The organism is Ensifer sp. Root142 (genome assembly GCF_001426785.1).
GTDB lineage: Bacteria > Pseudomonadota > Alphaproteobacteria > Rhizobiales > Rhizobiaceae > Ensifer > Ensifer canadensis.
Window position 1 is genome coordinate 71,248 of sequence record NZ_LMFK01000016.1, and the last position, 14,061, is coordinate 85,308.

The 14,061-nt window shown below is 61.1% G+C and carries 11 protein-coding genes and 1 tRNA gene; 7 read left to right on the forward strand and 5 right to left on the reverse strand.

Annotated features, from left to right (window positions below; translation table 11 throughout):
* From ASD52_RS18660 to ASD52_RS18670, 3 genes are all read left to right on the forward strand, one after another.
* Nucleotides 1-1,350, forward strand: coding sequence for an HlyD family type I secretion periplasmic adaptor subunit (locus tag ASD52_RS18660; RefSeq protein ID WP_025424966.1), 1,350 nt, complete (start codon nucleotides 1-3; stop codon nucleotides 1,348-1,350).
* A 169-nt stretch (nucleotides 1,351-1,519) separates the two neighbouring features.
* Nucleotides 1,520-2,014: a hypothetical protein gene (locus ASD52_RS18665; protein ID WP_025424967.1), complete on the forward strand. Its 495-nt coding sequence runs from the start codon at nucleotides 1,520-1,522 to the stop codon at nucleotides 2,012-2,014.
* Between the two features lie 157 nt (nucleotides 2,015-2,171).
* The gene (locus ASD52_RS18670; RefSeq protein WP_025424968.1) at nucleotides 2,172-3,941 is read left to right on the forward strand and encodes a GNAT family N-acetyltransferase; all 1,770 of its coding nucleotides are present in this window, start codon (nucleotides 2,172-2,174) and stop codon (nucleotides 3,939-3,941) included.
* Nucleotides 3,942-3,969: 28 nt separating this feature from the next.
* Here the strand turns inward: ASD52_RS18670 and ASD52_RS18675 are convergent, their stop codons facing one another.
* Both ASD52_RS18675 and ASD52_RS18680 read right to left on the reverse strand, forming a co-directional pair.
* Nucleotides 3,970-4,263 carry a DUF2218 domain-containing protein gene (locus ASD52_RS18675; protein WP_057221597.1) on the reverse strand — a complete coding sequence of 98 codons (294 nt, stop codon included), beginning with the start codon at nucleotides 4,261-4,263 and terminating at the stop codon, nucleotides 3,970-3,972.
* 93 nt (nucleotides 4,264-4,356) lie between these two features.
* Entirely contained in the window at nucleotides 4,357-5,280 is a 924-nt protein-coding gene (locus tag ASD52_RS18680; protein WP_025424970.1) for a siderophore ABC transporter substrate-binding protein, read from the reverse strand.
* 403 nt (nucleotides 5,281-5,683) lie between these two features.
* Between ASD52_RS18680 and ASD52_RS18685 the strand changes: the two genes are divergently transcribed.
* From ASD52_RS18685 to ASD52_RS18695, 3 genes are read left to right on the forward strand one after another with little or no spacing between them, the layout of a single operon-like run.
* Nucleotides 5,684-6,634 carry an iron chelate uptake ABC transporter family permease subunit gene (locus tag ASD52_RS18685; RefSeq protein WP_025424971.1) on the forward strand — a complete coding sequence of 317 codons (951 nt, stop codon included), beginning with the start codon at nucleotides 5,684-5,686 and terminating at the stop codon, nucleotides 6,632-6,634.
* A complete protein-coding gene (locus ASD52_RS18690) occupies nucleotides 6,624-7,592 on the forward strand; it encodes an iron chelate uptake ABC transporter family permease subunit (protein ID WP_025424972.1) in 969 nt (322 codons plus the stop codon). The genes ASD52_RS18685 and ASD52_RS18690 overlap by 11 nt, the downstream gene beginning before the upstream one ends.
* Nucleotides 7,589-8,347 carry an ATP-binding cassette domain-containing protein gene (locus ASD52_RS18695; protein ID WP_025424973.1) on the forward strand — a complete coding sequence of 253 codons (759 nt, stop codon included), beginning with the start codon at nucleotides 7,589-7,591 and terminating at the stop codon, nucleotides 8,345-8,347. Before ASD52_RS18690 ends, ASD52_RS18695 begins: the two co-directional genes overlap by 4 nt.
* A gap of 10 nt (nucleotides 8,348-8,357) precedes the next feature.
* Here ASD52_RS18695 and ASD52_RS18700 read toward each other — a convergent pair whose 3' ends face one another.
* On the reverse strand, nucleotides 8,358-11,456 hold the full coding sequence (locus ASD52_RS18700; RefSeq protein WP_057225145.1) for an efflux RND transporter permease subunit: 3,099 nt from the start codon (nucleotides 11,454-11,456) through the stop codon (nucleotides 8,358-8,360).
* The gene (locus tag ASD52_RS18705; RefSeq protein WP_025424975.1) at nucleotides 11,453-12,610 is read right to left on the reverse strand and encodes an efflux RND transporter periplasmic adaptor subunit; all 1,158 of its coding nucleotides are present in this window, start codon (nucleotides 12,608-12,610) and stop codon (nucleotides 11,453-11,455) included. Before ASD52_RS18705 ends, ASD52_RS18700 begins: the two co-directional genes overlap by 4 nt.
* A gap of 284 nt (nucleotides 12,611-12,894) precedes the next feature.
* On the opposite strand from ASD52_RS18705, the gene ASD52_RS18710 reads away from it, so the two are divergent.
* Nucleotides 12,895-13,494: a TetR/AcrR family transcriptional regulator gene (locus ASD52_RS18710; protein WP_025424976.1), complete on the forward strand. Its 600-nt coding sequence runs from the start codon at nucleotides 12,895-12,897 to the stop codon at nucleotides 13,492-13,494.
* A gap of 472 nt (nucleotides 13,495-13,966) precedes the next feature.
* Here ASD52_RS18710 and ASD52_RS18715 read toward each other — a convergent pair.
* A tRNA-Met gene (locus tag ASD52_RS18715) sits at nucleotides 13,967-14,043 on the reverse strand.
* Nucleotides 14,044-14,061 lie beyond the last annotated feature (18 nt).

Genomic DNA, 14,061 nt, shown 5'->3' on the forward strand with positions numbered 1-14,061 from the left:
ATGAGCCGCGAGAAGAAGAATGCCGCCGAAGAACATGCCGTCGAGTGGTACTCGGAGGTGCCGCGATCGATCAAGCTGCACAGCATGGTCGGCCTCGCGTTGATCGTCGCTTCATTCGGCGGCTTCGGCTACTGGGCCTTCGCAGCCCCTCTGGCAGCGGCAATTATCGCCCAGGGCAGTTTCGTCGCCAACGGCAACAACAAGATCATTCAGCACCTCGAAGGCGGCATCATCGAGCAGATGCTGGTGGCCGAAGGCGACAAGGTCAAGACCGGCGATATCCTGGTCAAGCTCGACCAGACGCCGTCGCGCGCCAACGAGCGCGCCCTCAACCTCAAACGCCTGCGTCTCGAGGCGGTGGTCGCACGGCTGCGTGCCGAAGCCATGGGCAGCGATACATTCAAGATCCCCGACATCGTCAAGAACGAGGCCAGCGATCCGGATATCCACGCGATCATCGAGAGCCAGAACGTCAATTTTCACAGCAAGAAGATCAAGCTCGACGACCAGCTGAACCTCATCGACCAGAACATCAGGTCGCTGGAGTTCCGAGCCCAGGGCTACCAGCGCCAGCAGGAATCGTTCAACAAGCAGCTGGATATCCTCAACGAGGAGCGGGACGCCAAGAGCAAGCTTGTCCAAGGTGGACTGACCAAGAAATCCGAACTGATGGCGCTCGACCGCGCCGCGGCCGATGCGATGGGCGAGATCGGCAGGCTCGACGCCGAGGTCAAGGAGAGCCTGTCGCAGATCGACCGCTATCGCCAGGAGGCGGTCATTGCCGTCAACGCCAACAAGCAGGCGGCGCTCGATGGGCTTGAGGCCGCAGAAGCCGATCTCGATGGCGTGCGCGAGCAGTTGCGCGAGGCAAGCGAAGTTCTCGGCCGCGCCACCATCCGTTCGCCCGTCGACGGCACAGTGGTGCGCAGCTATTTCCATACCGCCGGAGGGGTGATCGCGACCGGCAAGCCGATCATGGAAATCCTGCCGGCCAATGTGCCGCTGATCATCGAAGCGCAGGTGCTGCGAACCTCGATCGATCAGTTGCGGGTGGGCGAGGATGCGACCATCCGTCTCTCGGCGCTCAACCGCCGCACGACTCCGGTGCTGAGCGGCAAGGTCTTCTACGTCTCGGCGGACTCGGTTGAAGAAGTGAGCGGCGGCCAGCAGCGCGATGTCTATATCGTCCGCGTCGAGGTTCCCGTCAGCGAGATCCACCGCATCCACGGCTTCCATCCGGTGCCGGGCATGCCGGCGGAAGTGTTGATCACGACGTCGGAGCGCACGTTCTTCGAGTATCTGACAAAGCCGATCACCGACAGCATGTCACGCGCCTTCAAGGAAACCTGAGGCGAAGTACGGGGGGTGGGGATGACGAAGGGGCTAAGCAGAATGGGGCGGCAGCTTTCGCTGTTTCACCAGCAATCTGCCAACGCCTTGAAGGCTCGGTCATTTCCGTCAAAATGGTTTGCGCCGGCAATGGCAGCGCGTCATCGATGGCGCACAGAGGAGACGTTCGATGGCAGCGATCCACGAGGTGCTTCTGCTTGTCGGCCGCCTCAACTATGTCTGGACCAATACCGAAAGCCTGCTGATCTATATCATCGCCCACCTGTTGAATGTCGACAAGGAGCGGGCGATCGTGGTCTTTCTGACCTTGAACACGACGCGCGCCCGCATCGATCTGACCGAGCGCCTGGCCAAGCTGCCGGTCACGCCGGTCGACACGCGCGACAGCGTTCTTTCGATCATGGACCGGCTGAAACAGCAGTCGAAGATGCGCAACAAATACAATCACTGCATCTATTCCTTCGACGAGCAGGGCGAGATCTCCAGTACACAGCTGATGCGCCTGGTCGAGGGCGACAAGGACATTCGCTACGGCAAGGTCGAGCAACTGGACGCCCGGGAACTGGAGCGGCTCGAAGCCGCCATCCAGGAGATCACCGAAATCAGCAAGAGCCTCTGGGCCTTCATTCGCTCACGGCCGAACTTCGACGAGCGTTCGATCTAGACGAGATTGCCACAGCCGGCAGGCGACATCCTGCATTCGGATAATATCCTTGGTATATAATGGCTAAATATTGACTATAAGCTAAAGTTGTTTCGAAGAAATTCTGGCTTGAAATACGCTAAACTAAAAATACTTCTCAGTTGCGTAAGAGGGCGTTATGAAAATAGATATTATTGATACTTTAGAATATTTTGAGAAAGTTCGCGAAGATTGGGATCTGATCTACCTAGAAGACCCGGAAGCTCATCTATTTCTTTCCTGGGAGTGGCTGCAGAAATATCTGTCGCACCGACACCGCTGGTTCATTCTTGCCCTCAAGCAGGAAGACGATGGGCGGTATTGCGCCTTCCTGCCATTGAAAGTGTCGACCTACCAGGACGACACGACCAAGCTTTTCTGCGACGAGATCCGGATGGCCGGCAACTATGGCGCCGACTATACCGGCTTCCTGTGCCGGCCCGGCCTGGAGGATGCTGCGGCCGATACCTTTTCTGCCCACATCGGCAAGGAGAACTGGACGACCCTCACGTTCGATTATTTCTCTACGGCCTCTTCGCGGCTCGATCGTCTGCTCGGCGCCTTTCCCGAAGACCAGTTCGTCCAGACCAGCAACGAGCGCAGCAATCCCGACAATATCGACAATACGATCTGCCCCTATGTGAACCTGCCCGAAAGCTGGGAGGACTATCTCGCCACGCATATGAGCGCCCAGACGCGGCAGAAGCTGCGTCGCTTCATGCGGATGGTCGAGGCATCACCCGATTACCGCATTACCCACGCGACAAAAGACACGATCGAAAGAGACCTCGACACGCTGTTCCGGCTGTGGCGCATCAAATGGGCAGAGCGCAAAGGCAGCAAGGTCGATCGGCTAATCACGTTCACACGTGAGATGCTGCTGGACGCCTTTAACCAGGGCGCGCTCGATGTTCCCGTTCTGTGGTATCAGGACCAGCCGCTCGGCGTGCTTGCCAATCTGCTCGACCGGCAGAAGAAGACCGTCCTGTTCTACATCACCGGCCGCGACGAGACGTGGACGACCCCTTCCCCGGGGCTTCTGCTGCACGGCTTTGCCATTCGCAATGCGATCGCCTGGGGATATCGGGTCTACGATTTCCTGCGCGGCAACGAAGCCTACAAATATTCCTTCGGGGTTGAAGAGCGCCGCATTCGCAGCATGCGTGTCAAAACGCGATCAGGCCGCAATCTGCGCAACTGCCTCAACCCGCGCAGCATCGAACATGTCTACGAGCGCGCGGTGGAACTGCACAGCCAGGGGCGACTGGACAAGGCGGAACCCGGCTACCGGCAGGTCATCCACACCGTGCCGACACACACCCGGGCTCGCTACGGCCTCGCCCAGCTTTTCGACGACAAGGGCGAGCACGACGAGGCCGAATATCTTTACAGAAGCCTGCTTGCAACGATGCCGGGCGCTGGCAAGATCCAGCATCGGCTCGGCGACAGCCAGATGGCGCAAGGGCACTACGCTGAAGCGGCCGAGACCTTCGAGGCCCTGCTGGCCCGCCATCCGCTCGTAAGCCTCGTGCGCTACAAGCTCGGCGTCGCCCTCTGCGCGACGGGCCGAGGCGAAGAGGCCCTCAGCATCTTCAGCAGCTTCGAGGATATCCTTTCCGACGATCCGGATCATGTGCGCTGCAAGCTCAAGGCGCAGGAAGCCGTCATACGTCTGAAGGCAGCCCTGCAAACGCCGCAGCAGGACGAGGTTCCCGAACCGGAGCAAACGCCGGTATCGATCCCGCCGCCGCAGAGAGTGTTGGTGTCGCCGAAACGAGCGCTTGATGCATCCGTGCGCCTGCCGACCGCGCCACCCCTGCTTCAGCCGTCCCTGCCATCAGGCATATCGGCGCACCTGCAGTCGCGATCGAACAGGCCGGGCGAAACAGGTTCACGGATCAAGCATTAAATATATCGATTGCGAGGTGGCCGACCGCTCACTCGGCGGTTTCGGACCAGTCGAGCGACGTCAGCTCCTCGCGAAATGCGAAGCGGATGATGTGGCGTTCGATGACGTCCTTACATTCCGCCAGCGCCTCGGCATCCGGTGATTCCGCGACGAAAGATAGCTGATCGCCGCGCGCCGTCATGCGCGCGGTGCTCGCCCCTATCGTCGCCACAGAATCCGTCTCGGTATATTCGACCGTCGTCTTGTGGGCGAAATGCTTGGACAGCTGCTGCAGGTATTGCGACGCGCGCGCGGTGGTAATACCGCTCGTGGCTTTCAACATGTTCTTCTCCACACTGCATGGGGTCGGTGGGCAGGCCAATGAAAGAGAAAAGGCGCCATGATTGCTCCTACCGCCCTTATCGGAACCTCAAGCCTACTTCTTGCTCAGTGCTTCGGTGAGCTGATCGACGATATCCTGCTCGGACTTCAGGCCCGAACTCGTCAGGTAGAGCTTGGCGGAATCGAGATAGACGACCCGCTCGTTCTTCCAGGCCTTGGTCTGGCGCACCAGCTCGTTGTCGAGCAGCGCTGCGGCCGGCTGGCCTTCCTGGCCGATCGCCGCGTCGCGGTCGACGACGAAGATCCAGTCCGGATTGGTCTCGAGGATATATTCGTAGGAAACGGCCTGGCCATGCGTCGCGACCTGCAGCTTCGGATCAGCCGGTTCCACACCGAAGATGTCGTGGATTTCGCCGAACCGCGAACCCTTGCCATAGGCGCTGATCTTGCCGCCGGTCGTCAGCAGCACGAGGCCGGTGCCGGCACCCTTGGCAACACCCTGCAGCTTTTCGATCGAGGCGTCGAGTTTCTCCGAAGCTGCCTTGATCTCCGCTTCCTTGCCGAAGATGAGGCCGAGAATAGCGGCGTTCTTCTTGACGCTGCCGATCAGATCCTTGTCGTCGGAGGTGAGGTCGATGGTCGGCGCGAGCTTGGCAAGCTCGGCATATTTCGACTGCGAACGACCACCGACGATGATCAAATCCGGTTCGGCGGCATTGACCGCCTCGTAGTCGGGCTCGAACAGCGTGCCGATCTTCGGATAGGTGTCGGACTTGTATTTTTCGAGTGACGGCGGGATCGCAGAGCCGGGAACGCCCGCCACGGGAATGCCGAGCATGTCTAGCGTTTCCAGCATTCCGAAGTCATAAACCAGCACGGTCTTCGGATTCTTTTCGACATCCGTCGTACCGCTGCTGTGCTCGATCTTCAACGTTTCAGCGCTTGCGGCAGGCGCCAGAGCCAGGACGGCAGCGACTGCAACACTACGAAGACCATTAGAAAACAGAGATATATTCATGACTTTTTCCCTCATCTTTTCGATCGTCCTAGCGCGATTTTCCAAAGAGGGCAACAAGGCCGTTTGCCGTCCTTGCAAATGCCGTGCGCCAAACCGCGGCCCATGAACGTGTGCGAGCGCCACCAAAAATGTCCTGGACCGATCCACAGGCCAGCCTGCGCTGGCATCGGCGACGTCGAGCGAACTGCCGCAGCGGATGCGACGAAACTTGACTAGCCATGTCATATATATGAATGAAGCTCAGCTCCAATCCGGCGCTGGGCGGGGCAAGCTTTTAGCGGTGCCGGGAAAGACGCAAACAAAACCTGTCCCAAGCTGCTTGGAGGCGACGGAAGAATGAACGGCAACAAGTCGACAAAGAAGAGCCATTCACCAAAACGCCGGCGCGCCTAAAGACCGATCGATGAAACCACTTCTGATTGCCGTTCCCGTCATCTTTGTGCTTGCCGTCATCAGCGTCATGACCGGCGTCGGCAGCCTCGCTTCAGGACTTGAGAGCGATGGTCGCGGCTGGCTGTTAATCGTCGAAAGCCGGGTGCCGCGCACACTCGCACTGATGCTCGCCGGAACCGGTCTCGCCGTCGCCGGCACCATCATGCAGATGCTCGCCCGCAACCGCTTCGTCGAACCATCGACCGCAGGCACCGCCGAATCCGCCGCCCTTGGCATGCTGCTGACGATGATCTTTGCGCCCACTCTGCCGGTCGCCGCCAAGATGGGCGTCGCGGCGCTCACCGCGCTCGCCGGTACGGCGTTGTTTCTAAAAATCCTGCGCCAGATCCCGTTGCGCTCGGCGCTGATGGTGCCACTGGTCGGCATCATGCTCGGCGGCGTCATCAGCGCCGTCACCACCTTCGTTGCCTATCGCTACGACATGATGCAGTCGATGGGGGCGTGGATGTCAGGCGATTTCTCCGGCGTACTGCGCGGTCGTTACGAGTTGCTGTGGATCGCACTTGTTCTGACGTTGATCGCCTATGTCACCGCTGCCCGTTTTACCGTCATCGGCATGGGCGAGGAGATCGCCCGCAATGTCGGCCTCGACTTCAACAAGGTGGTGACGCTCGGCCTTGGCATCGTTTCGATGGTGACGGCCACGGTCGTTGCCACCGTCGGCATGGTGCCGTTCCTCGGACTGATTGTGCCGAACATCATCAGCCTCTTGGTCGGCGACAATCTCAGGCGCACCCTGCCGTTGATCGCCGCAACCGGGGCCGGGCTGGTGCTCGCCTGCGACATCGTCGGCCGCATCGTGATTGCGCCCTACGAGATCCCGGTCGGAACGGTCATGGGCGTCGTCGGCAGCGTCGTCTTCCTCTATCTGCTGCTTTCGAGGCGCGCCCATGCAGGCTGACATTAAAAGGGTTTCACCCTCCGGCATGCTGCTCGTCACAGCTATGCTCGCGCTCCTGTCGATGCTGGCCTTCATGACACTCGGTGCCAGGGGAAGCTGGGCCTTCATCCTCTCCTTCCGCGGCACCAAACTTGCGGGCATGGTTCTCGTCGCCTATGCGATCGCCGTCTCGACCATCCTGTTCCAGACGATCTCCGGCAACCGCATCCTGACGCCATCGATCATCGGCTTCGATGCGATGTATGCGCTGCTGCAGACGGTCATGGTGTTCTTCCTCGGAGCCGCCGGCGCCACCGCCGTCGACCCGCGGTTTCAGTTCATCATCGAAGCCGCGGCGATGGTCGGTTTTTCCGTACTCCTGTTCCGGGCGCTGTTTTCCGGAGGCACCCGCAGCCTGCATCTCCTGATGCTGGTCGGCATCATCCTCGGCGGGCTGTTTCGCAGCCTTTCGTCCTTCCTGCAGCGGATCCTCGATCCCAACGAATTCGTGGTGCTACAGGACCGGCTGTTTGCCAGCTTCAACACGGTCAACGCCGACCTTCTCGGCATTTCCGCCGTCGCCGTCGCAGCAGTTACCTTCGTTCTCTGGCGGCTGTTCCCAACCTTCGACGTGCTGTCACTCGGCCGCGAAAGCGCCATCGGGCTCGGTGTCGACCATCACCGCACCCTTACCATCCTGCTCGTGCTCATCGCCGTTCTCGTTTCCGTCTCCACCGCGCTTGTCGGCCCGGTGACGTTCTTCGGTCTTCTGGTCGCCAGCCTCGCCTGGCAGATCACCCCGACGGCCAGCCATCGCTTCGTGCTGCCGATTGCCGTGTGCCTGGCCATCGTCACGCTCGTCGGCGGCCAGGTGATCCTGGAGCGGCTGTTCGCTTTCAACACCGCGCTCAGCATCGTCATCGAATTTGTCGGTGGTCTTGTCTTCATCTTCCTGCTTGTTCGAGGCTCCGCCCGATGATCGAAATCCGCGACGTGACCAAATCCTATGGCAGCAATGCGGTCGTCGACCGGGTCTCGATGACCTTGCCGGCCGGCGGCCTCACTTCGATCATCGGCCCGAACGGCGCCGGCAAATCGACGCTGCTGTCGATCGTCAGCCGGCTGATACCAATGGATGAGGGACAGGTTCTGGTCGACGGGCTCGATGTCAGCAGGACCGCCGGCGACGTGCTCGCCCGGCGCCTGTCGATCATGCGCCAGGACAACCACATCACCGCGCGCCTCAGTGTGCGCGATCTCGTCGCCTTCGGCCGCTATCCCTATTCGAAGGGTCGCCTGACGGCGGTTGACGTCGAGCATATCGAGCGCTCGATCGCCTATGTTGGCCTGCACTTCCTGGAACACCGGTTCCTCGACGAGCTATCGGGCGGCCAGCGCCAGCGCGCCTTCATCGCCATGGTGCTCTGCCAGGATACCGATTACATGCTGTTCGACGAGCCGCTCAACAATCTCGACATGAAACATGCCGTCGAGACGATGAAGCTGCTGCGGCGCCTGGCCGACGATTTCGCCAAGACCGTTGTCGTCGTGCTGCACGACATCAACTTCGCCTCCGCCTATTCGGATCGCATCGTCGCCATGCGCGACGGCAAGCTCGCCTTCGAGGGCGCACCGAAGGAGATGATCGAGCCGTCGCGCCTGCAGGCGATCTTCGACGTCGACTGCCGCGTTCACGCCGTCGGCGAAACGCGGCTCGTCAACTATTTCGAATAGGCCGGTCGGCTCAATGGGAAGAGCCAGATGCGAGCGGGCGGCCTTTGCGCGCGGCATCAGCGATCTTGTCCTCATCTGTTACCGATGACAGCCGCTTCAGCCGGCGCCCCAGGCGAACGCTGACATCATCCATCACCGTGAACATCACCGGCACGAAGACGAGGCTCAGCATCGTCGATGTGATCAAGCCGCCGATCACGGCGATCGCCATCGGCGCGCGGAAGGCTGCATCCGCACCAACGCCGATCGCCGCCGGCACCATGCCGGCGACCATGGCGATCGTCGTCATGATGATCGGCCGTGCACGGGTCGTGCCCGCCGTCAGCAAGGCCGTTCGCCGGTCCGCCCCTTCCTTGCGGCAGACGATCGCATGGTCGACCAGCAGGATCGAGTTCTTGCAGACGATGCCCATCAGCATCAGGATACCGATGGTCGAGGACAGATCGAGCGCCGCCCCAAACAGGATGAGTGCCAGCGCAGCGCCGCCGATCGACAACGGCAGGGCAATCAGGATGGTGATCGGCTGCAGGAAGTCCTTGAATAGGAGCACGAGCACCGCGGTGACCATCAGGATGCCGGCAAGCAGAGCAAGCGCGAAATTGCGAAACATTTCCGACATGTATTCGGCTTCGCCGTAACTGGCCTGCGAAACCCCCGCCGGCATCTTGGTCATGGCCGGCAGGGCTGAAACTGCCTCGAATGCCGTGCCAAGCGTGATGCCGTTCAGATTGGCCTCCACCGCCATCAGGCGTTTGCGGTTGAGGCGTTCGACGCTGCCCTCCTCCGCGCCAAAGGAAATGTCAGCCACCGATGTCAGCGGCACCAGCTTGCCGGAGTTGGTGCCGACGCGCAAATTTCGCAACGTGTCGAAATCCGCCCGCGCGGTTTCGTCGAGCATCACCCGGATTGGCACCTGCCGGTTGCCGAGATTGAACCGTGCCGAATTGCTTTCGCTATCGCCCATCGTGGCAATGCGCGCGACCGTGCCGATCGACGTTACCGAGACGCCAAGCCGGGCAGCCTCGTCGAGGCGAGGCTTCACCAACAGCTCAGGCGACAGCAAGGGCTCGGTCGACTGGACGTTGACAAGGCCCGGCATCGCCCGCATCTCGTTTTCGAGCTGGCGCACGGCCTGGGTCAATGCCTCCGCGTCATCACTGGTCAGATAGATCGACAGATCCTTGGCGCCCTGGTCGGACGCAAAGGTCGCCTGGATATCCGGCGTCTCCGCAAGCAGCGGCCGCAAAGAAAGCTCGAACGCCTTGCGGCCGAGCGCACGCTCCTTGCGCGGACGAAGCTTGATCAGCAGGTCGACCCGGTTGAGGCTGTCGGCAGTCGCAAGCGCGCTGTCGACCTCCGGCCGCGCTTTGATCTTGCGCGTCAGCTCATCCGAAACACGCGCCGTTTCCTCGAGCCGCGTGCCCGGCGGCAGAGTGACCTTCAAGGTCGAGAGGTTGCTGTCGCTCCCCGGTATGAAGCCGGTCGGCAACATGGTCAGGAGCGCGATCGAACCGACGAAGATCAGGGCAACGATGGAAAGCGCCGTCTTGCGATGATCGAGCGTCCAGCCGAGCATCCGGACATAGGTATCGGCGATGCGCGAGCGCTTGACCTCATGGCCATGCCCCGCCTTCGGACGAAGCAGATAGGCCGCCATCAGCGGCGTCAGCAGGCGGGCGACCGCCAGCGAGAACAGGACAGCGATGGCGACCGTCAGGCCGAACTGCTTGAAATATTGTCCGACGGCGCCGCCGATGAAGCTGACGGGCGCAAACACCGCCACGATCGTCAGCGTCGTCGCCACGATCGCCAGCCCGATCGCATCGGCGGCATCGATCGCGGCAAGGAACGGCCGTTTGCCCATGTCCACATGCCGCTCGATATTCTCGATCTCGACGATGGCGTCATCGACCAGAATGCCGATGACGAGCGTCAGCGCCAGCAGACTGATGCTGTTCAAGGTGAAGCCGAGCAGATCCATGACCATGAAGGTCGGCAGGATCGATAGCGGCATGGCCAGCGCCGAGATCAGTGTTGCCCGCCAATTGCGCAGGAACGCGAACACGACCACGACGGTCAGCGCCGCCCCTTCGAGCAGCGCCGTCACCGCCGCGTCGTAGCTGTCCTTGGTGTACTCGACCAGCGAGATCAACTCCTTGATCTCGACGCCGGGTGTACGCGCCTGGATTTCCACAAGCCGCGTGGCAACGCGATCGGCAACCACCGTGTCGCTCGCGCCCTTGCTGCGCGACACCGAGAAGCTGACGACCGGCTCGCCGTCGAGCCGGGCAAAATTGCGTGGTTCGGACGAGGTGTCCTCGATTTTCGCCACATCCGAAAGCTGGACCCAACGGCCGCCCGAAATCGGTATCGACAGGCGCGAAAGCTCCTCGACGGAGGTGGCGCTGCCAATCGTTCGGATCGACTGCTCGCGCCCGCCGATCTCGCCACGCCCGCTCGGGACATTGGTATTGAGCTCGCGCATCGCGGTGTTGACCTGGTCGGCCGTCACGCCAAGCGCCAGCAGGCGCTCCGGATCCAAGGAAACGCGAACTTCGCGGCTGACGCCACCGAGACGCTGAACCTTCTGGACGCCCGGAAGCGTCAGAAGCTCGCTGTTCAAGGTATCGTCCACGAACCACGACAGCTCGACCGCGGACATGTTGGGTGCGCGCACGGTGTAGTAGATGATGGCGCTGCCATCAACGTCGAGGCGCGAGACCACCGGTTCCTGGATCGACTGCGGCAGATCGGAGCGGATCTGGGCGACCGCTTCGCGCACGTCGTTGGCGGCACGGTCAGGGTCCGTGCCGATCTTGAACTCGACCGTCGTTGTCGAGACACCGTTGGTAACCGTCGAGCGAATGTGGTTGACGCCGACCAAGCCGGCGGCCACCCCCTCGACGCGCCGCGTGACCTGCGTCTCCATTTCCGCCGGCTGGGCGCTCGGCTGGGTGATTGTCACGGTGACGACGGGAAACGACACGCTCGGATTGGCGTTGACGGGCAGACGCAGGAACGAGGCGATGCCGACAAGGGTCAGAACAACGAACAGGACGAGCGTCGGTACGGGCTTTCGGATCGCCCAGGCGGATATATTGCTGGTCATTTCTGCGCGCCTGCCTGAGCGGGTTCAATGTCTTTGGTGGCAACGGCCTCACCCTCACGAAGAGAGACGCCGGCCTTGGCAACAACGCGTTCGCCGGTATTTAGCCCCGACACGATCTCCACCTTGCCGTTCTGGCGCATCCCGGCCTGGACGGTCTTGCGCTTGACCTTGCCGTCCTCGACAATGAACACTGAGGGCATTCCGTCCGGCGTGCCGTAAAGCAGCGCGGAATCGTCGACCATGATGGCCGGACGTTCCGCAACAACGATTTCCGCGCGGCCGAACGTTCCGGCATAGGGCGGCTTGTCGGTCATGAGCGCAATCTTGGCCGTGCCAAGTCGTGTCTCGCTATCGATCTTCGGATTGATCACCCGGACATGACCCTCGATCGTGTCCGTGCGTCCGGAAAGCTTGACCTTCACCTGCTGACCGACAGCAAGCAGGGGCAGCTCGCTTTCCGGTATTTCAGCGGCAAGCTCGATCTCGCCGTCACGGATCAGCCGCATCAGCGGTTCCGTTCCGGCCAATGCACCGGCGCGGGCAAGGCGCTCGGAAACGATGCCGGTGGAAGGGGCGACGATCACGGCGCGTTCGAGCTTGCGCCGCGCCTCCGCCTGGAGCGCCTGAGCCTGTGCGTCCTCGGCGCGGGCGACTTTGACCGCCTCGTGCGCGATGGCCACTGCCGAAACACGCTCTTCAAGGAAAGTCTCGGCTTTCAGGTGCCGCAGTTGGCGTGCACGGTCGAGCTTCTTTTCTTCCTGTCGAACGGTCTCTTCCTGTTGAGCAACCGCCGCACTGGTGCGGGCGACGCGCCCTTCGGCTTCCCGCAGGAGGTTTTCCAGCATCTCGGTTTCCAGTCGGGCAAGAACCTGGCCGGCGACCACTCGATCGCCGACCTCGACCTCGACCTTGGCGATCCGCTGCTCGGTCAACGTCGTGCCGACGGCGATTTCTTCGCGTGCGACGAAGATGCCGGCAAAGGACCGCATCCATTTCTGTGGCTGCCTGTCGGCCACAAGCGTCGAGACGGTGCGGGTTGCGGCTGCGACATCGGCGCCCACCGATGCGGCAGCCTCGTTGGCAAGCAGCTCGCCTGCAGTGGCAGCAAGCAGGAACGTGGCAATTGCTGCGCTCAGAACTGGGGAACGTCTCATTCTGGTTGGCTTTCGCTGACGGGAATGGATGTCGACCAATCCTCTTGAGGATCGCATCGCGTCGACAGGTCCCTGATTATCGCGTTCAGAAGGAATTATTTCTTCGATTAGTCAATCTACTAATTCCATCAGCTGAACACGTCAATAGTAAGGCGATCGCATGCAAGCATTGCGGGAACATGGCGCTCTTGGCACCAGACCGCTTCTATTGACTCTGCAAGACCCGCATCGCATATGAGATCGATCAGTCTATTAAAGAATGATGGCCACTGGGAGCAGGCACGATGCGCAAGATCGACCCGGAAAAACATGCCGCAAGGCGGCAAGTCATCCTCGACGCCGCAATCGTCTGTTTTGCCCGTAAGGGATTCCACGGCACTTCGACTGCGGAAATCTGCGCCGAGGCAGGCATGAGCCCGGGCAATCTCTTCCATTACTTTCCGACCAAACACGCCATCATCGCCGCGATCGTGGAGGTCGAACGTCAAGAAACGGCGGAGTTTTTCCGTGAACTCCATGAAGCGTCGGATCTTTTTGCCGCCCTTCTGGGTTTTATGGACGTTGTCCTGCGGCTGGCGGCCGATCCGGTCTTTTCCAGCCTGGCGCTGGAGATCGCCGCCGAGGCCACGCGCGACGAACGCATCGGCGAACTGGTGGCGGCGAATGACGCTGACCTGCGCACCGCCCTTGCCACTGTGATCAAAGCGGCGCATGAACGCGGACAGATCGATGCCGCCATCGATCCCGAGGGCGGCGCACGCTGGATTGCAGCGATCATCGACGGCATCTTCGGGCGCATCGCCGTCGATCCGGGTTTTAAGCCGCTGGAAGAGGCGCCGATGCTGCACCTGCTGCTGACGCGTTTTCTCTGTCCAACAGGCTGAGCGGTGCAAGATTTTACAGTGAGTTGATTTGTGCGGCCGCCGGTGCGTGGCCGCCGACGCCTTCAAGGCCGGGTCGCATCCTGGCTCATCAGAGCGACATCCCAGGGGGCTTCCGATTTAGACGGAACCGCGCAAACGCTCTATCTCTTTGTTTTTACGCATTTCCTCACGGAAACCGCTTCGCACTTTTCCTAGAAATGCTCTATGCCGGATCCTCGCCATGTTACGGCGCCTGATGCGACCGTCAAAACCGTCAGAACCGACGCCCTCTTCCAAGACGATGCTGGTTCGAGCCTTTGCCGTTGACGCACGTGTATGCGGTTTACGCGTCTCGCATTCATTTGCCCTTGAAGGTCCGTGTTTTCCTGGACTTTGTTTTGGGCGAGTTTGGCGGTTAGCCGGTTTTGTTTTCTTTGCCCCTGAACGCCAAAAAGCCCGCGGACCTTTCGGTCTCGCGGGCTTTTTTTTGATTTGGTTGCGGGGGCAGGATTTGAACCTGCGGCCTTCAGGTTATGAGCCTGACGAGCTACCGGGCTGCTCCACCCCGCGCCATCTCGGTAAACCGCT

What these genes read in the sequence shown, in the direction of transcription:
- ASD52_RS18710 (WP_025424976.1), top strand. Translation starts at nt 12,895, where the DNA reads ATGCGCAAGATCGACCCGGAAAAACATGCCGCAAGGCGGCAAGTCATC.
- ASD52_RS18660 (WP_025424966.1), top strand. Translation starts at nt 1, where the DNA reads ATGAGCCGCGAGAAGAAGAATGCCGCCGAAGAACATGCCGTCGAGTGG.
- ASD52_RS18705 (WP_025424975.1), bottom strand. Translation starts at nt 12,610, where the DNA reads ATGAGACGTTCCCCAGTTCTGAGCGCAGCAATTGCCACGTTCCTGCTT.
- ASD52_RS18680 (WP_025424970.1), bottom strand. Translation starts at nt 5,280, where the DNA reads ATGAATATATCTCTGTTTTCTAATGGTCTTCGTAGTGTTGCAGTCGCT.
- ASD52_RS18670 (WP_025424968.1), top strand. Translation starts at nt 2,172, where the DNA reads ATGAAAATAGATATTATTGATACTTTAGAATATTTTGAGAAAGTTCGC.
- ASD52_RS18695 (WP_025424973.1), top strand. Translation starts at nt 7,589, where the DNA reads ATGATCGAAATCCGCGACGTGACCAAATCCTATGGCAGCAATGCGGTC.
- ASD52_RS18675 (WP_057221597.1), bottom strand. Translation starts at nt 4,263, where the DNA reads ATGTTGAAAGCCACGAGCGGTATTACCACCGCGCGCGCGTCGCAATAC.
- ASD52_RS18665 (WP_025424967.1), top strand. Translation starts at nt 1,520, where the DNA reads ATGGCAGCGATCCACGAGGTGCTTCTGCTTGTCGGCCGCCTCAACTAT.
- ASD52_RS18700 (WP_057225145.1), bottom strand. Translation starts at nt 11,456, where the DNA reads ATGACCAGCAATATATCCGCCTGGGCGATCCGAAAGCCCGTACCGACG.
- ASD52_RS18685 (WP_025424971.1), top strand. Translation starts at nt 5,684, where the DNA reads ATGAAACCACTTCTGATTGCCGTTCCCGTCATCTTTGTGCTTGCCGTC.
- ASD52_RS18690 (WP_025424972.1), top strand. Translation starts at nt 6,624, where the DNA reads ATGCAGGCTGACATTAAAAGGGTTTCACCCTCCGGCATGCTGCTCGTC.